The following is a 17,141-nucleotide window of genomic DNA, read 5'->3' on the forward strand; positions in this document are numbered from 1 at the left end:
GCTGTTGAGGGCGGACGGGCTCGGCTCAGTGCTGTGCCGGACGGCCGTGGCCGCCCGGCACTCACGATGCACGGGTCAGAGCAGGCCGTCCCACATCTGCTCGATCAGTACGGCCCACCAGTTGTCCGGCGAAGCGATCGCGGCCGGGTCCTGCGCCGCCAGCTGCGCCTGGAAGTCGACCGTCCAGCGGCCGGCCTGGTCGGGCGTGAGCCCGATCCGCAGCCGCCACATCCGCCCGAGCAGAGCGAGGCAGCGGGCGAACTCCGGCAGGCTCGAGTTCACGAACTGCGGCGGCACCGGCTGCCCGCCGGGTCCCGCTTCGAGCGGCACGGCGACGATGTGCGCGGTCCCGTACTGCACACACAGCTGACGTCCGAAGTCATTGCCCATGACCAGGTACGAGCCCGCGTCCGACGCCGGCTGCACGCCGCGTTCCTGCGCCAGCTCGGCGAGCGTCGGCACCGGTCGGCCCGGCTGGGCCTGTGCCCAGAAGAACGGCCCGAAGTCGACCGGCAGCCCCGCCCACATCAGCGTCTGCGCGACGATGTCCGGCACGCCCTGGCGCGACACCGCGCGCTGGTCGAAGCGGAACAGGCCCTGCGGCCCGAACGCCTGCGCCAGCTCATGGCCGATGCCTTCGAGCGGGATCGGCGGCACCCGCTGGACCTGGTTGGGATCTGGCATCGGCACCCGCTGCGGCTGCGGGCGCGCCGGGGCCGACGCCACCTGGTGCAGCTCGCCCTGGTGCGTCAGCAGATGCTGGACGCCCTGCTGGCGCGAGGCGTGCTCCCGGCCGTACGGGGCCGTGTGGCTGATCCGTACCTGGGGCCACGTCTCGCGGATCATCCGGGCGCAGTAGCCGCCCGGCAGATCGCACGCCTCCAACTCCGTGTGGAGTTCCAGCACTTGCTGCGGCGGCACATTGAGCGCGCGCAGCTCGTGCAGGATCTGCCACTCCGGGTGCGGAGTGCCCGGCGCCGAGCGGCGGATGAGCTGCTGCTGCGAGCCGTCGTGCGCGCGGTAGCTCAGTACGGCCATGTAGCCGGGACCGACGGTCGGCACACCGGCCGGCGGCTGCGGATACCCGTAGCCGCCGGAGGGCGGCGGCTGTCCCACGGCTCCGGGCGGGGGCGGCGGAGGCGGTGGCATGCCGGGACCACCGGAGCCACCGGGACCGCCGACACCGGGTCCCGCGAGCATCGTCGCGGCGTAGTTGACCCCACCGGCTCCCCCGGGACCCCCGGCCCCGGGGGGCGGCGGAGCGCCGTGACCGCCGGGCACGCCCGGAGGAGGCGGAGGCGGCGGACCACCGGAACCGCCACCGATCACCCCGGGCGGAGGCGGCGGCATCCCCGGACCACCCACAGCGGGACCAGCCAGCATCGTCGCGGCGTAGTTGACCCCACCGGGACCCCCGGCTCCACCGGCCGCCGGGGGCGGCGGCGGAGCGCCGTGACCGCCGGGCACGCCCGGAGGAGGCGGAGGCGGCGGACCACCGGAACCGCCACCGATCACCCCGGGCGGAGGCGGCGGCATCCCCGGACCACCCACAGCGGGACCGGCCAGCATCGTCGCGGCGTAGTTGACCCCACCGGGCGGCGGAGTACCGGGGGCGCCGGGCGCACCGGGAGAACGGGGCGCGTTGGACGCGCCGGGCACACCGGGCGCGCTGGGCGGCGGCGGTGCGTCCGGGCTCCGCCGCACGGGTCCCGCCGACGGCACGCCACCGCGTACCGCCTTGGCGGTGTCCGCGTCGGCGATGTCCGCGGCACCACGCCCGGGAGCGCCGGGACCGCCCGGACCTCCGGGACCTGGCCCACCGGGGCGGCCGGGAGCGCCCGGCGCCGCGAGGCCCGCGGGCGGCGGCAGCGCCGCGCCGGGTCCGGCCGGCGGCGGCAGACCGGGGCCGGCGTAGCCGGAGCCCGCGGGCCCGCCCGGGTTGCCGGGACCGCCGGCCCCGGGCGTCGCGGGCGCGATCGGGAAGCCCGCGCCCCCTGCGCCGTCCGGCGGAGCGATCATCGTGGCGGGCAGGGAGCTGCCCTGCGGCATCAGTTCGGTCTTGGCGTCCGCTCCGATCGGCGGCGGGGTGTGGGCGTCGTCGGAGTCGGAGATCGGCGGCGCGAAGACCGTGGCGGGCACGGGGACGGACACGGAGTCGTCGCTGCTGGTGGTGCGCGCGGACCACGCCGCGGACGACGCCCCGGGAGACGCCCCGGCCGACGGGGACGCGGAGGCAGCGACGGCCGGAGCCGCCGGGGATGCCGGGGATGCCTGGGACGCGGAGACGGACGCCGAGGCCGCAGCCGCGGGCCGGCGGTCCGGGATGCCCATCTTGTCCGCCGCGTCCTGCAGCCACTGCGGCGGGCTGATCAGGAAGGACGTCGCCTCCAGATCGATCCGCTGGGGCGGCGGCGGTGCGGCGTCGTTCGGCACCGCACCGTACTCCTCCTCGTAGCGGCGGATGACCTCGCCGACCGGCAGACCCGGCCACAAGGTGGCCTCTCCGCTGTCCCGCGCGATGACCAGCCGTACCTGTCCGTCATCGCTCGACGGACCGTCCTCACGGGGCTCGGACCAGGCGACGAAGCCCAGGTCGAACTCCCGCACCCGCACCTCGCGGGCCTGGTACGCCGGGACGTCACCGTTGATCCACCGCTCGGCGCGCTCCTGCGCCTGCGCGAAAGTGACCATTCCCTGCTTCACCCCTCCACCGGGACGGCACTGGCGAAGCCACCGTCGACCATCAAGTTCGCCACGGTCAGCAGCTCGGGCGGATTGCCCGCCAGCCGCAGCAGGAACGCGTCGAGTGAATCGCCGCACGGCAGCAGCAGTGCCTCGACCCGCTCCTGCGGGGACGACCAGTGGTCGCCGTCCCGCGCGTCGTCGTACGCGCAGAACCAGACCGAGCCGGCACCGCTGCCCTTGACCTTCACCGCGACCACTCCGCCCTGGACGTAGCCGATGGCCAGATAGTCCTTGGTGAAGTGGTCGCGAAGGCATTTGTTGACGTATACGAGGTCGTTGACGGCCGCCTCGTCACGGACCGTGAAGAACGGCTGGTCGAGCAGCAGCCCGAGATCGGGATCGAGGGCGACCCCCGCGGGGGCGCAGCCTCCCGCCGCCTTGAGGAAGGTGCGGTAGGCGCCGGGAAGCCGGTAGCCCAGCTCCTCCTCGACGTCGCGCACCTGCTGCTCGGTGACCGCCACCCCGCTCTGATGGGACGCGGCCTTGGGCAGTCCGAAGTGCACCGGCCTGGTCTCCTGCAGGGGACGCGTGCCGCGCTTGATGTGGTCGGCGGTCGAGACGGCGAGGCCGCCGTGGTGCCGCAGCAGGGCCTTGACCTCGACCGGAATCAGTTCCAGCCGCCGGGTGCCCGCGACGTGGTGCCAGGTCCAGCCGTGCGGGGTCGCGACAGGGGGCAGGCTGCCCCACAGCTCGTGGCCCGCGGCGTGCAGCGCGGCGTTGGCCGACACATAGTCCGTCAGCCGCAGCTCGTCGACACCGAAGCCCTCCGGCGGCTCCGCGATCTCTGCCGCAGCGCGCGCGAACGCCGAGAAGTCCGGGTATCCGTCGTCGTCCACCCAGATGCCCTGGGGGTGGCGGGCGGCGCGCACCGGGTCCGGAAAGTGCACGACCTGCCCGGCGTAGGCCGCGTTGGGTGGCGCGGTCTGCTGCCCGAGCCGACCTGTCGTCATGGCGGTTGCCCCCTGCTGCGTCTGGCTGATGAGCACAGCCTATGGGGTGTGGCAAGAGCTGCTTCCGCCCAGGTCCGGGTCAGCTGCCGGCCGTCGCGGCCTTCAGCTTCGCGTCCTGTTTACGGGCCACATCGACGGGCGCCGCGGCCTGTCCTCCGGTCAGCTTCGCCGACAGGAAGGTGATGCTGTCGTCACCGGAACGCACGACGGTGACGAGCGCGGCACCGGCCACCTTGTCGCTGGTGTCCGCCATCACGTACGAGACCGCCTCGTCGCCCGCCGTGACCGTGGCGGCCTTCGTGATCGTGAAGGGGATCTTCTTGCCGGTGCCGGCCGTCGCGATGAAGGCGGTGCAGGTGTCCAGTGCCCGCTTCAGCTCGGCCATCATCTTCCCGGCGTCACCGGGGGCGTGGCTGGCCAGCAGCATCCGGTGCACCTCCGCGCCCGAGCCGAGAGCGTCCTTCTTGGCGACCGAGGCCCCGGCGTAGGCCTTGCGTACGTACTTCGGCTTGGTGCCGACCGGGTCGGCCAGCGGCTGGCACTGCGGTTTGTCGGTCGTCAGCTTGTCGTCGGCGCTCATCGACGCGCTGGTCGACGCCTCGACCTTGTAGCCGGGCAGATCCGCGTCCTTGACGAGCACCGCTCTCAACTGCGCTTCGGTGAGCGGCGGCTTGGCGGCCGCCGTCGGGGCCGCGGTCGAGGGCACCGCAGGGGACGTCGTCACGCCGTCCTTCTTCTTCGCGTCGTCGCTCTTGCCGCCATCGCTGGAGCAGGCCGCGGCCAGCGCCAGCACGGGCAGCACAGCGGCGACCGCGACCACCCGCCGAATACGAATACGGCCACGCGCAAGCGTGCGGGTACGGATACTGGCGCTCATGCCGTCAAGTCCCCCTTGTGAACGGATCGTTCCGCCCGCGAACGCGGGTGCCGACCCATCCTTCCAGTCCATCCTTCCGGCCCATCTGCTGCCCCGTCCAAGCCGTTTCCACTCCGCCGACGATCCGTCACACCACGGTGACATGGGACACACAAGATGTTCGGCACACCGCACCCGACTTCCGCACCTCCTGTCACCTTTGGCAGTCTGATGTCTTGTAAACGGGGGATCGCCCGCTCCGGTGGGCGGACAGGAGGACAGCACCACCATGCAGACAACGGACGCCGCTGATCCGCGGCTCACTTGGAGTGCCGTCGGCGCCGACGCCGCGGGACCACCTGTTCTGCGGCACCGCCGGGACGGCATCCTGCCGGCCGTGGCCGCCGCGCTGTCCATTCGCGACGAGGTGCTGACCTGCACCGGGAGCAAGGCCGAGCAGGCGCCGGCGCTGCATCCGATCGTCCAGGACTTCCTGGACACGCTGCCGGTCGCCCAGCGCGAGCGCTTCACCGGGCGCTGTCCTGAGCCGGTGCTGCTGTCGCGGTATCTCGCTGAAGTGGATGCCAGTCGCAGCAAGCGCGCGGCCCGCAAGGCACTCACCCAGAGTGAGGCCCGCAAGGCACTGCGCGGCGCGCGGCTCACCGCGCGCCGCATCCGGGAGGACGGCGACCCGGAGCACGGCTCGTACGCGCCGCCCTGCCGCTCCTGCGCACCGCTGCTCGCGCACTTGGGCGTGCGGCCGGTCGATCCGGCGGCGGAGGCGGCCGCGTGACCGACACGAACGCGGTGCACGCAACGAACACAGCGCACGCGACGAGCACGGCGAACGGCGTGAATCACGCCGCCGGCATGCCGATCTCCCCGAGCACCCGCTTTCCGGTCGGCGTGGACGCCGCCCTGCGATCGGCCGGCTGGCAGCCCGGCCGCTGGGACATCATGCAGGCCGAGGTCTGGGCGGACGCGCTGCGCTCCCACGCCTCCCCCGCCGGGCACCGGCACGCCGTCTCGCCGGCCGCCGTGGAGGCGTGGGCCGAGTTCGGCGGCCTCGCCATACCCGCCACCACCGGTCCCGGCCGGCAGATCGCGCCCACCCCGGTCCTGGTCAACCCGCTGCGCGGACTTCATCTCGCCCGTACCCTCGCCGACCTCGGCCGGGCGCTCGAAACCGAGGTCTCCCCGCTCGGCGAGGAGATGGGCTCCGGCTCGCTCCTCGCCATCGACGCCGACGGTCATGTCTACGCCATCGATCACACCGGCGACTGGTACCTCGGCGCCGACATCGACAGCGCCCTGACCACCCTCGTCACCGGCGGCCGGCCCGCCCGCCTCACGACGACCTGACCAACCAACTCCAAAAAGCGCTCAGCCCTCGCTCAGCCCTCGCTCAGCCCTCGCTCAGCAGACGGCCGGCGGTCCGGTGGGGACGGCGGCGGGCAGCGCGGGGATCATGGCGGAGACACGGAAGCCGCCGTCGGCGGTGTGGCCCGCGACGAAGCCGCCGCCGAGGGCGGTGACGCGCTCCTTCATACCGACGAGGCCGTGCCCGCCGCTGGGGAGAGCGGCGGCGGGCGACCCGTCGGAGGGACCGTTCTCGACGCGGACGGCGACCTCGGTGGCGCGGTAGGCGAGGCGGACCTGGGTCCTGGCGCCGGAAGCGTGCTTGTGGACGTTGGTGAGGGCTTCCTGGACGACCCGGTACGCGGTCCGCTCGACCTGCGCCGCACACGCCCGGATCTCGCCCTCGACGGTCAGCGCGACACGCATCCCCGCCGCTCGGGACTCCCCGACGAGCGCCTCCAGCCGGGCGAGGCACGGCCCGTCACCGCCGGGAGCGGCAGAACCGTCCAGGCCGTCGAGCCCGTCGGGACCGCCGGAACCGGCAGTCACCGGCGCGGCGGACCCGGAACCGCCACCGGTCCCGCTGCCCACCTCGGTGAACGCCAGGGTGCTTCCGGCGCCCGCGCCGTTCACCCCCGGGCCCGTCCGCAGGACGCCCAGCATCTGGCGCAGTTCGTTGAGCGCCTGCCGCCCCATGTTCCCCAGCAGTTCCGCGCTCGCGGACGCCTTCTCCGGATCCTTCAGGGCGACGGCCTTGAGCGCCGCGGCGTGCACGACCATGAGGCTGACCCGGTGCGCGACCACGTCGTGCATCTCGCGGGCGATCCTGGTGCGCTCGTCGGCCCGGGCGCGTTCCGCCCGTTCCGTCGCCTTCTCGGCGAGCAGCGTCAGCTCGCGCTCCAGTCCGTCGGCGCGTTCGCGCAGGCTCTCGACGAGCCGGCGGCGGGCCCGGACGTACAGGCCGAGCAGCACGGGCGGCGCGGTGAGGCCCAGGGCCATGAGGACGGACGTGATCACGATGACGAGCAGCGGGGTGTTGTTGTCCAGCCGCAGGCTGTCGCGCATCTGGATGAACGCGACGATCATCGTGCCGACCCCGGTCATCCCTGCCAGGGTGGCGGTGATGCGGCGCGGGACCTCGGAGGCCGCCAGCGTGTAGAGACTGACGACGCCGAGCAGATATCCGAGCTGCGCGGGCGTCACCGCGATGGACAGCAGGACGATCGGGATGGGCCAGCGTCGGCGCAGCAGCAGGGTGGATCCGACGAGCAGTCCGAAGACCGCGCCGACACCGGGCGCAATCCCGGTCTTCTGGGCGAAGGACACCCCTTCGACAAAACATTCGAGCGCCGAGACGGCGGCCAGCGTCGCGTCGAGCACGAGGCTGCGCCGCCTCGGCCACCACCATGGGCCTGAACGTGCTCGGCCCCCGCCTCGGTCCTCCGGTACGTGCGCCCCCGTCGTACTCATGCGGTCCAGCCTAGGCGGTGCCCCGCGCGGGCAGGGGTTGCCGGGTGTGTATACAGGGGCTGTCCGCCAGGTGGGCGGGGGCCGTGGCCGCCGGAGACCCGACCTATCCTGGACTGGTCGGACAGCGCGGTCCGCCCCACCCCGCCCTCCGCCGGCGGGGAGAATAGCCGTCGCCCATCCCACCGCACGAGGAGCCGCACCTGTGAGCAGCGCCGACAACGCCACGGACAGCCCAGCCCTGCGCGCCGACATCCGCCGGCTGGGCGAACTCCTCGGCGGGACACTCGTCCGCCAGGAGGGCCAGGAGCTACTCGACCTCGTGGAGAAGGTACGGGCACTGACCCGTTCCGACGGCGAGGCCGCCGCCGCCCTGCTCGGGGAGACGGACCTGCAGACCGCCGCGAAGCTGGTGCGGGCCTTCTCGACCTACTTCAACCTCGCGAACGTCACCGAGCAGGTGCACCGCGGCCGTGAGCTGCGCGCCCGCCGCGCCTCCGAGGGCGGTCTGCTCAGCCAGACGGCGGACCTGATGAAGGACGCCGACCCGGACCACGTCCGCGAGACGGTCAAGCACCTCAATGTGCGGCCGGTGTTCACCGCGCACCCCACCGAGGCGGCCCGCCGCAGCGTGCTGAACAAGCTGCGCCGCATCGCCGAGCTGCTCGACGCGCACCAGGACGGGACCGGTGACCGCCGCCGTGCCGATCTGCGGCTGGCCGAGAACATCGACCTGCTGTGGCAGACCGACGAGCTGCGCGTGGTGCGCCCGGAGCCCGCCGACGAGGCGCGCAACGCCATCTACTACCTCGACGAGCTGCACGCCGGGGCCGTCGGCGACGTGCTGGAGGACCTGTCGGCCGAGCTGGAGCGGGTCGGTGTGCCGCTGCCTCCCGAGACCCGCCCGCTGACCTTCGGCACCTGGATCGGCGGCGACCGCGACGGCAACCCGAACGTGACCCCCGAGGTCACCTGGGACGTCCTGATCCTGCAGCACGAGCACGGCATCACCGACGCCCTGGAACTGGTGGACTTCCTGCGCGGCGCGCTCTCCAACTCGATTCGCAACTGCGGCGCGACCCCGGAGCTGCTCACCTCCCTCGACCTCGACCTGGCGACGCTCCCCGAGATCAGCCCGCGCTACAAGCGGCTGAACGCCGAGGAGCCGTACCGCCTCAAGGCCACCTGCATCCGCCAGAAGCTGGTCAACACCCGCGAGCGGCTCGCCGCCGGCAGCCCGCACGTGGCGGGCCGCGACTACCTGGGCAGCGCTGAGCTGCTGCAGGACCTGGCGCTGATCCAGGCCTCGCTGCGCGCCAACCGGGGCGAGCTGATGGCCGACGGCCGGATGGAACGCACCATCCGCACCCTCGCCGCGTTCGGGCTGCAGCTCGCCACGATGGACGTACGCGAGCACGCGGACGCCCACCACCACGCGCTCGGCCAGCTCTTCGACCGGCTCGGCGAGGAGTCGTGGCGGTACGCGGACATGCCGCGTGATTACCGTCGCAAGCTGCTCGCGAAGGAGTTGCGCTCCCGCCGTCCGCTGGCCGGCACCCCGGCCCCGCTGGACCCGGCGGGCGCGAAGACGCTCGGCGTCTTCCACACCATCCGCGAGGCGTTCGGGCGATTCGGCCCCGAGGTCGTGGAGTCGTACATCATCTCGATGTGCCAGGGCGCGGACGATGTCTTCGCCGCGGCCGTGCTGGCCCGTGAGGCCGGGCTGATCGACCTGCACGGCGGGGTCGCCCAGATCGGCATCGTCCCGCTGCTGGAGACGACGGACGAGCTGAAGGAGGCCGACCGGATCCTCGACGAGATGCTCGCCGACCCCTCCTACCGCCGCCTGGTCTCGCTGCGCGGCGATGTGCAGGAGGTCATGCTCGGGTACTCCGACTCCTCCAAGTTCGGCGGCATCACCACCTCCCAGTGGGAGATCCACCGCGCCCAGCGCCGGCTGCGCGATGTCGCACACCGCTACGGCGTACGGCTGCGGCTCTTCCACGGCCGCGGCGGCACCGTCGGCCGCGGCGGCGGCCCCTCGCACACCGCGATCCTCGCGCAGCCGTGGGGCACGCTGGAGGGCGAGATCAAGGTGACCGAGCAGGGCGAGGTCATCTCCGACAAGTACCTGATCCCGTCGCTGGCCCGGGAGAACCTCGAACTGACCGTCGCGGCCACCCTGCAGGCGTCCGCGCTGCACACCTCGCCGCGCCAGTCCGACGAGGCGCTGGCCCGCTGGGACGCGGCGATGGACACCATCTCGGAGGCCGCGCACAACGCCTACCGGCACCTCGTCGAGGACCCGGACCTGCCCTCGTACTTCTTCGCCTCCACCCCGGTGGACCAGCTCGCGGAGCTGCACCTGGGCTCCCGCCCCTCGCGCCGCCCGGACTCCGGCGCGGGCCTGGACGGGCTGCGCGCCATCCCGTGGGTGTTCGGCTGGACGCAGTCCCGGCAGATCGTCCCCGGCTGGTACGGCGTCGGCTCGGGCCTGAAGGCCGCCCGTGACGCCGGGCTCGGCTCCGTCATCGACGAGGCGCACGCGAACTGGCACTTCTTCCGCAACTTCCTGTCCAACGTCGAGATGACCCTGGCCAAGACGGATCTGCGGATCGCGCGGCACTACGTGGACACCCTGGTGCCCGACGAGCTGAAGCACGTCTTCGACACCATCGAGGCCGAGCACGCCCTCACCGTCCAGGAAGTGCTGCGCATCACCGGCGAGAAGGAGCTGCTGGCCGGCGATCCGGCGCTGGCGCAGACCTTCCACATCCGCGACCAGTACCTCGACCCGATCTCGTACCTCCAGGTCGCCCTGCTCTCGCGCCAGCGCGAGGCGGCGGCCCGGGGCGAGGAGCCGGACCCGCTGCTGGCGCGGGCCCTGCTGCTGACCGTCAACGGTGTGGCCGCGGGTCTGCGCAACACCGGCTGAGACGGTGCCGGGATGACGACGTGAACGGCCCCGGACAGAAGTCCGGGGCCGTTCACGTGTCAGCTCTTGCGGTGTCCGATCAGGCGCGGCTTGGGCTCGATGCCCGACAGGCCGTTCCAGGACAGGTTCACCAGATGTGCGGCGACCTCGGCCTTCTCGGGCCGCTGCGGCGCGTCGAGCCACCACTGACCGGTCAGCGCGACCATGCCGACCAGCGCCTGGGCGTACATCGGTGCGAGCTTGGGGTCGAAACCGCGGTTCTTGAACTCCATGCCGAGGATGTCCTCGACCTGGGTGGCGATGTCGCTGATCAGGGATGCGAAGGTGCCGGTGGACTGGGCGACCGGGGAGTCGCGGACCAGGATCCGGAAGCCGTCGGTGTACTGCTCGATGTAGTCGAGCAGCGCGAACGCGGCCTGTTCCAGGAGTTCCCTCGGATGGCCGCCGGTGAGGGCGCTGGTGACCATGTCGAGGAGCCGGCGCATCTCGCGGTCCACCACGACGGCGTACAGCCCTTCCTTACCGCCGAAGTGCTCGTAGACGACCGGTTTGGACACGCCGGCCTTGTGGGCGATCTCCTCGACCGAGGTGCCCTCGAAGCCACGCTCCGCGAAGAGCGTGCGGCCGATGTCGAGCAGCTGCTCGCGGCGTTCCTTGCCCGTCATGCGCACCCGCCGCGCGCGTCGCGCGTTCGTACCTGTCGTACCCTCACCGCTCGTACTACTGCCGTCGCTCACGCGTCAATCATGCCGGTTCACTGACACATTCCTTACGCCGGGCGGCGATCCGCTCCTTGGTGGGCCACCTGACGTCCGTCACCCAGCCGAGCTGTTCGCACCAGCGGATGATGCGGGCGCTGGAGTCGAGCTGGCCGCGCAGCACGCCGTGGCGGGCCGAGGTGGGCTCGGCGTGGTGGAGGTTGTGCCAGGACTCGCCGCAGGACAGCACGGCCAGCCACCACACGTTGCCGGACCGGTCGCGGGACTTGAAGGGCCGGGCGCCGACGGCGTGGCAGATGGAGTTGATGGACCAGGTGACGTGGTGGAGCAGGGCCACCCGGACGAGCGATCCCCAGAAGAACGCGGTGAATGCGCCGTTCCAGGACATCGTCACCAGCCCGCCGACCAGCGGCGGGATCATGAGCGAGGCGATGGTGAAGAACAGGAACTGGCGGGAGATCATCCGGATCGCCGGGTCCTTCATCAGGTCGGGCGCGTACTTCTCCTGCGGGGTCCGCTCGGTGTCGAACATCCAGCCGATGTGGGCCCACCACAGGCCCTTCATGAGGGCGGGCACGGTCTCGCCGTAGCGCCACGGCGAGTGGGGGTCACCGTCGGCGTCGGAGTACTTGTGGTGCTTGCGGTGGTCGGCGACCCAGCGCACGACCGGGCCCTCGACCGCCAGCGACCCGGCGACCGCGAGCGCGATCCGCAGCGGACGGTTGGCCTTGAAGGCGCCGTGGGTGAAGTAGCGGTGGAAACCGATGGTGACGCCATGGCAGCCGAGGTAGTACATGCCGACCATCAGACCGAGGTCCAGCCAGCTCATCCCCCAGCCCCAGGCCAGTGGAATCGCGGCGACGAGCGCCAGGAACGGGACGCCGATGAAGGCGCCGAGGGTGATGCGCTCGGTCATCCCCTTGTTGTCTCCGCCGAGCGTGGCGCTCGGTGCGAATTGGTCGGGCCCGGGGTCTCGGGGCTCGGTGATCACGTCGGCCTGTGCGGTCATGGAGGTCCCTCACCGGGGGTGTATGGGGGGATTTACTACGGAACCGTAACCTACGGCGACGTAAGTATGTCAGCGTCGCGACGACAGGGGACAGGTCCGGAGGGCGAACGCCCCGTAGCTAGGTCTACCCCGGAACGCTGTCGCCTTCACGCGGCCGCTTGCGGCATAGTGGGAACGCGCAGGCGCGGTGATCCGCGCGGTGATCCGCCGTGGTGTAATCGGCAGCACCGGGGCTTTTGGTGCCCTTTGTCCGGGTTCGAGTCCTGGCGGCGGAGCTTGAGGAAGCGGGTCCCGGCCTTCATGGTCGGGACCCGCCCGTGTTTCCCCGCCCATACCCCCCGGTATCCTGCGGGTGTCCGTCACCCAAAGCCGAGGAGCCCCTTCCGTGAGCCCCAACCGCCCGGCTGCTGTCGTCGTCCTCGCCGCGGGTGAGGGCACCCGCATGAAGTCGGCCACCCCCAAGGTCCTGCACGCCATCTGCGGGCGCACCCTCGTCGGCCATGTCGTGGCCGCCTCCCGCGCGCTCGATCCCGAACACCTCGTCGTGGTCGTCGGGCACGCCCGCGAGCAGGTCGGCGCCCACCTCGCCGAGATCGACCCCACCGCCCGCACCGCCGTGCAGGAGCAACAGCACGGCACCGGGCACGCGGTCCGGATCGGTCTCCAGGAACTGACCGCGCAGGGCGTCGTGCTCGCCGGCACGGTCGTGATCACCTGCGGCGACACCCCGCTGCTGACCGCCCGGACGCTCCAGGCGCTGGTCGCGACGCACGAGGGCGACGGCAACGCCGTCACCGTGCTGTCCGCCGAGGTGCCGGACCCGGCCGGCTACGGCCGGATCGTGCGGGCCGCCGACGGCTCGGTGTCGGGGATCGTCGAGACCAAGGACGCCAACGAGGCCCAACTGGCCATCGCCGAGATCAACTCCGGGGTCTTCGCCTTCGACGCGCAGCTGCTCGCCGACGCCCTCGGCAAGGTGACGACCGACAACGCGCAGGGCGAGGAGTACCTCACCGACACCCTCGGCATCCTGCGCGAGGCCGGGCACCGGGTGGGCGCCGCCGTCGCACCCGACCACCGGGAGATCGCCGGGATCAACAACCGGGTGCAGCTCGCCGAGGCGCGCCGCACGCTCAACGACCGCCTGCTGAACGAGGCGATGCTCGCGGGCGCCACCATCGTGGACCCCGCCTCGACCTGGGTGGACGTGGCCGTGGAGTTCGCGCCGGACTCGCTGGTGCTCCCCAACACCCAGCTGCACGGCACCACGAGCCTGGCCGAGGGCGCCGAGGTCGGCCCGAACTGCACGCTCACCGACACCACCGTGGGCTCGGGCGCCCATGTGAGCAACACGGTCGCGCAGAGCGCCGAGATCGGCGAGCACGCCACCGTCGGCCCGTTCGCCTTCCTGCGGCCCGGCACGAAGCTCGGCCCGAAGTCGAAGGCCGGCACCTACGTCGAGATGAAGAACGCGACGATCGGCGAGGGCACCAAGGTGCCGCATCTGTCCTACGTGGGCGATGCCACGATCGGCGAGTACACGAACATCGGCGCCGCGAGCGTCTTCGTGAACTACGACGGCGAGGTCAAGCACCACACCACGATCGGCAGCTACTGCAAGACCGGCTCCGACAACATGTTCGTGGCCCCCGTCACAGTCGGGGACGGTGCCTACACCGCCGCCGGCTCGGTGATCACCAAGGACGTGCCGGCCGGTTCGCTGGCCGTAGCCCGTGGCCAGCAGCGGAACATCGAGGGCTGGGTCGCCCGCAAGCGTCCCGGAAGCGCCGCCGCGGAGGCCGCCGAGCGGGCCTCGCGGGGTGAGTAACGGCACTCCCGCCGGGTCACTCCGGGGTCCGGCGGGGCGTACCGTAAGAGGTGCACGACTTCCGCAGGCCGACGTCCACAGGGCGAGCCCGCGAACTGAGTCTTAACGGGGGGTGCCCCCCGAACCCCCCGTAGATCCGTAAAACCAAGGAGACGGTGTGACCGGGCTCAAGACGACCGGTGAGAAGAAGCTGATGCTCTTCTCCGGACGCGCTCATCCGGAACTCGCGGAGGAGGTGGCCCACCAGCTCGGTGTCGAACTGGTTCCTACCAAGGCCTTCGACTTCGCGAACGGCGAGATCTACGTCCGCTTCGAAGAGTCCGCGCGCGGCAGCGACGCGTTCGTGATCCAGAGCCACACCGCTCCGATCAACAAGTGGATCATGGAACAGCTGATCATGATCGACGCGCTGAAGCGGGCCTCCGCCAAGCGCATCACCGTGATCCTCCCGTTCTACGGCTATGCCCGTCAGGACAAGAAGCACCGCGGCCGTGAGCCGATCTCGGCCCGCCTGATGGCCGACCTGTTCAAGACCGCGGGTGCCGACCGGCTGCTCGCCGTGGACCTGCACGCCTCGCAGATCCAGGGCTTCTTCGACGGCCCGGTGGACCACCTCATCGCCCTGCCGATGCTGGCGGACTACGTGGGCGCCAAGGTCGACCGCTCCAAGCTCACCATCGTCTCCCCGGACGCCGGCCGCGTCCGCGTGGCCGACAACTGGTGCGACCGGCTCGGCGCGCCGCTGGCGATCGTGCACAAGCGCCGCGACCCGCATGTCGCGAACCAGGTGACGGTCCACGAGGTCGTCGGTGACGTCAAGGGCCGCATCTGTGTGCTCGTCGACGACATGATCGACACCGGTGGCACCATCTGCGCAGCCGCGGACGCCCTGTTCGCGAACGGCGCCGAGGACGTCATCGTGGCCTCGACCCATGGTGTGCTCTCCGGCCCGGCCGCCGACCGGCTGAAGAACTCGCAGGTGAGCGAGTTCATCTTCACCAACACCCTGCCGACGCCGGGTGAGCTGGAGCTGGACAAGATCACGGTGCTCTCGATCGCCCCGACGCTCGCCTCCGCGATCCGCGAGGTCTTCGAGGACGGTTCGGTCACCAGCCTCTTCGACGGTGCCGCGCACTGACCGCACGGCGCTCCCGCACTGACAGTGCTCACCCGCTGACGGTGCAGTGACCGGGCATTGATCGATTTCGTCAAGGCCTCCCCGCCAAGTAGACTCTTGGAGTTTGCTCGGCGAGGGAGGCTTTTTCGTCTCCGTTATCGGCGCGCTCCTCGTAAGTGGATCGGCCCCCGTCGTGGGCCGGGCGACAGTGTCCAAGCCAGTCGTCTCTTTACGTCTTTACGAGGAGTGATTCTCATGTCCGAGGTCAAGCTCAGCGCCGAGGTCCGCACCGAGTTCGGCAAGGGTGCCGCCCGCCGCGCGCGCCGCGCCAACCTGGTCCCCGGTGTCGTCTACGGTCACGGCGCCACCCCGGTGCACGTGAACCTGCCGGGCCACGCGCTGCAGCTCGCGCTCCGCACCAAGAACGTCCTCATCAGCCTCGAGGTCGAGGGTGAGACCACCTTCGTGCTCCCCAAGGCCGTGCAGCGCGACGCGATCAAGGGCTTCCTCAAGCACGTCGACCTCCTCACCGTGAAGCGCGGCGAGAAGGTCAACGTCGACGTGGCCGTGCACACCACGGGCGAGCTGGCCCCGGGCGGCGGCCTGCTGGAGCACGTGCTCAACGCGCTCCCGGTCGAGGCCGAGGCCACCCACATCCCGACCTCCGTCTCCGTCTCCATCGAGGGCCTGGAGGCCGGCGCCGCCATCCTCGCCAAGGACATCACCCTGCCGGAAGGCACCGTGCTGACGATCGACGGCGACACCGTCGTCATCCAGATCGTCGCCCCGCAGGCCGAGGAGCCGGCGGACGAGTCCGCCACCCCGGCCGGCGAGAGCACCGAGGCCTGATCTTCCTGGCTTCCGCTTTCCGAAACCGCCGCCCCGCTCCGTCTGGAGCGGGGCGGCGGTTCAGGTTGAATGGACTTCAATGGACGGCATGAGCATGAGCAGTTCTTCCGGTGCGCCCGGATCCCCCGCCCCCGAGGGGCCCTGGCTGGTGGCCGGACTCGGCAACCCAGGCCCCGAGCACGCAGGAAACCGGCACAACATCGGGTTCATGGTGGCCGATCTGCTCGCGGAGCGGATCCGCAGCAAGTTCAAGACCCACAAGAGCCGCGCCCAGGTGGTCGAGGGCCGCATCTCCGGTCAGCGGGTCGTGCTGGCCAAGCCGATGACGTACATGAACCTCTCCGGCGGACCCGTCACCGCGCTGCGCGACTTCTACAAGGTGCCGACCGGGCAGATCATCGCCGTCCATGACGAACTGGACATCGACTACCCGACGCTGCGGCTGAAACTGGGCGGCGGCGACAACGGCCACAACGGCCTGAAGTCGATCACCAAGTCGCTGGGCCCCGACTATCTGCGGGTGCGCTGCGGCATCGGACGGCCGCCGGGCCGGATGGATGTGGCCGCCTTCGTGCTCAAGGACTTCTCCTCGGCCGAGCGCAAGGAGCTGGACTGGTTCGTGGACCGGTCGGCGGACGCGGTCGAGTCGCTGATCTCCGAGGGGCTGGAGCGGGCGCAGAGCACGTACAACAGCTGACGCCGCCGCGCACGGCATCGGCGCCGGCGGTTGACTCCATGGCATGTCATGGCCAAAGATCGCCCGCATGGTCAAACGGAGCCGGGCCCGCCGCATGGCGGAGAGTGCCTGGGGCGTGCTGCTCATCGGCAAGGCCGTGGTCCTGTGGGCGGTGGTCGCGCTGCTGCTCGCCTCGGGAATGTGGGTGTCCTGGGGGACGGCCCAGCACGTGATGCTCACCAAGGGCCGCGAGCGCGGCACCATGACGGTGTCCGCCTGCGGGGAGAAGACCTGTACCGGCCCCTTCGCCCCCGACGGGCCCGCCACGGCGCGGCCCCGGGTCATCATCACCAAGTCGGTCACCCACCGCACCGGCGAGAAGATCGCGGTCGCTGTGGAGCCCGGCACCGATGACGTCGTGCGTACCGGCTGGGCCGGCGTGCTGTACTCCTGGGTTCCGCTCGGCGGCGCCCTCCTGCTGGCCGCCCTGGTCCTCGCGGGCGGCCTCCGCATGCCACGCAGCGCCTGGGCGGCCGGCCTGGCGGGCGCGGCCCTGATGGTCGCCGCCTTCGCCCTCCTTTAGAGCCGTGACGGCAGGGCTGCACCGGGTTACGCGTCCTCCGGCCGCGCT

Annotated in this window: 14 protein-coding genes and 1 tRNA gene; 9 read left to right on the plus strand and 6 right to left on the minus strand. The window is 71.5% G+C overall.

The window, feature by feature from the left end; all coding sequences use genetic code 11:
* Nucleotides 1-75: 75 nt before the first annotated feature.
* The 3 genes from QMK24_RS07295 to QMK24_RS07305 all read right to left on the minus strand — a co-directional run bounded on the left by QMK24_RS07295 (nt 76) and on the right by QMK24_RS07305 (nt 4,572).
* Nucleotides 76-2,691 (minus strand): SUKH-4 family immunity protein, encoded by a 2,616-nt coding sequence (locus QMK24_RS07295; protein ID WP_283464391.1) that lies wholly within the window; start codon nt 2,689-2,691, stop codon nt 76-78.
* Between the two features lie 8 nt (nt 2,692-2,699).
* On the minus strand, nt 2,700-3,695 hold the full coding sequence (locus tag QMK24_RS07300) for an SMI1/KNR4 family protein (RefSeq protein WP_283464392.1): 996 nt from the start codon (nt 3,693-3,695) through the stop codon (nt 2,700-2,702).
* Nucleotides 3,696-3,774: 79 nt separating this feature from the next.
* On the minus strand, nt 3,775-4,572 hold the full coding sequence (locus QMK24_RS07305; protein ID WP_283464393.1) for a hypothetical protein: 798 nt from the start codon (nt 4,570-4,572) through the stop codon (nt 3,775-3,777).
* Between the two features lie 268 nt (nt 4,573-4,840).
* On the opposite strand from QMK24_RS07305, the gene QMK24_RS07310 reads away from it, so the two are divergent.
* Together QMK24_RS07310 and QMK24_RS07315 are read left to right on the plus strand one after the other, a co-directional pair.
* Nucleotides 4,841-5,344 (plus strand): YwqJ-related putative deaminase, encoded by a 504-nt coding sequence (locus QMK24_RS07310; protein ID WP_283464394.1) that lies wholly within the window; start codon nt 4,841-4,843, stop codon nt 5,342-5,344.
* A gap of 77 nt (nt 5,345-5,421) precedes the next feature.
* The gene (locus QMK24_RS07315) at nt 5,422-5,913 is read left to right on the plus strand and encodes an SUKH-3 domain-containing protein (protein ID WP_283464465.1); all 492 of its coding nucleotides are present in this window, start codon (nt 5,422-5,424) and stop codon (nt 5,911-5,913) included.
* Between the two features lie 54 nt (nt 5,914-5,967).
* On the opposite strand, the gene QMK24_RS07320 is transcribed toward QMK24_RS07315, so the two are convergent.
* A complete protein-coding gene (locus tag QMK24_RS07320) occupies nt 5,968-7,380 on the minus strand; it encodes a histidine kinase (protein WP_283464395.1) in 1,413 nt (470 codons plus the stop codon).
* A gap of 202 nt (nt 7,381-7,582) precedes the next feature.
* Here QMK24_RS07320 and ppc point away from each other — a divergent pair, with 202 nt between their 5' ends.
* Nucleotides 7,583-10,312 (plus strand): phosphoenolpyruvate carboxylase, encoded by a 2,730-nt coding sequence (gene ppc, locus QMK24_RS07325; RefSeq protein WP_283464396.1) that lies wholly within the window; start codon nt 7,583-7,585, stop codon nt 10,310-10,312.
* Between the two features lie 59 nt (nt 10,313-10,371).
* Here ppc and QMK24_RS07330 read toward each other — a convergent pair whose 3' ends face one another.
* Together QMK24_RS07330 and QMK24_RS07335 are read right to left on the minus strand one after the other, a co-directional pair.
* On the minus strand, nt 10,372-10,977 hold the full coding sequence (locus QMK24_RS07330) for a TetR/AcrR family transcriptional regulator (protein ID WP_283464466.1): 606 nt from the start codon (nt 10,975-10,977) through the stop codon (nt 10,372-10,374).
* Between the two features lie 79 nt (nt 10,978-11,056).
* Entirely contained in the window at nt 11,057-12,040 is a 984-nt protein-coding gene (locus QMK24_RS07335; protein ID WP_283464397.1) for an acyl-CoA desaturase, read from the minus strand.
* Nucleotides 12,041-12,243: 203 nt separating this feature from the next.
* Between QMK24_RS07335 and QMK24_RS07340 the strand changes: the two genes are divergently transcribed.
* The 6 genes from QMK24_RS07340 (at nt 12,244) to QMK24_RS07365 (ending at nt 17,093) form a co-directional block, all read left to right on the plus strand.
* Nucleotides 12,244-12,315: transfer RNA gene (locus QMK24_RS07340), tRNA-Gln, on the plus strand.
* 110 nt (nt 12,316-12,425) lie between these two features.
* Nucleotides 12,426-13,868 (plus strand): bifunctional UDP-N-acetylglucosamine diphosphorylase/glucosamine-1-phosphate N-acetyltransferase GlmU, encoded by a 1,443-nt coding sequence (glmU, locus tag QMK24_RS07345; protein ID WP_283464398.1) that lies wholly within the window; start codon nt 12,426-12,428, stop codon nt 13,866-13,868.
* 157 nt (nt 13,869-14,025) lie between these two features.
* On the plus strand, nt 14,026-15,006 hold the full coding sequence (locus tag QMK24_RS07350; protein ID WP_283464400.1) for a ribose-phosphate diphosphokinase: 981 nt from the start codon (nt 14,026-14,028) through the stop codon (nt 15,004-15,006).
* 234 nt (nt 15,007-15,240) lie between these two features.
* Nucleotides 15,241-15,834, plus strand: coding sequence for a 50S ribosomal protein L25/general stress protein Ctc (locus tag QMK24_RS07355; protein WP_283464401.1), 594 nt, complete (start codon nt 15,241-15,243; stop codon nt 15,832-15,834).
* Nucleotides 15,835-15,913: 79 nt separating this feature from the next.
* Nucleotides 15,914-16,531 carry an aminoacyl-tRNA hydrolase gene (gene pth, locus QMK24_RS07360; RefSeq protein WP_502962527.1) on the plus strand — a complete coding sequence of 206 codons (618 nt, stop codon included), beginning with the start codon at nt 15,914-15,916 and terminating at the stop codon, nt 16,529-16,531.
* A gap of 43 nt (nt 16,532-16,574) precedes the next feature.
* Complete coding sequence (locus QMK24_RS07365; RefSeq protein ID WP_283464403.1) at nt 16,575-17,093, plus strand: hypothetical protein; 519 nt, start codon at nt 16,575-16,577, stop codon at nt 17,091-17,093.
* Nucleotides 17,094-17,141: the final 48 nt, after the last annotated feature.

It is taken from the genome of Streptomyces sp. PH10-H1 (genome assembly GCF_030063355.1).
Classification (GTDB): Bacteria; Actinomycetota; Actinomycetes; order Streptomycetales; family Streptomycetaceae; genus Actinacidiphila.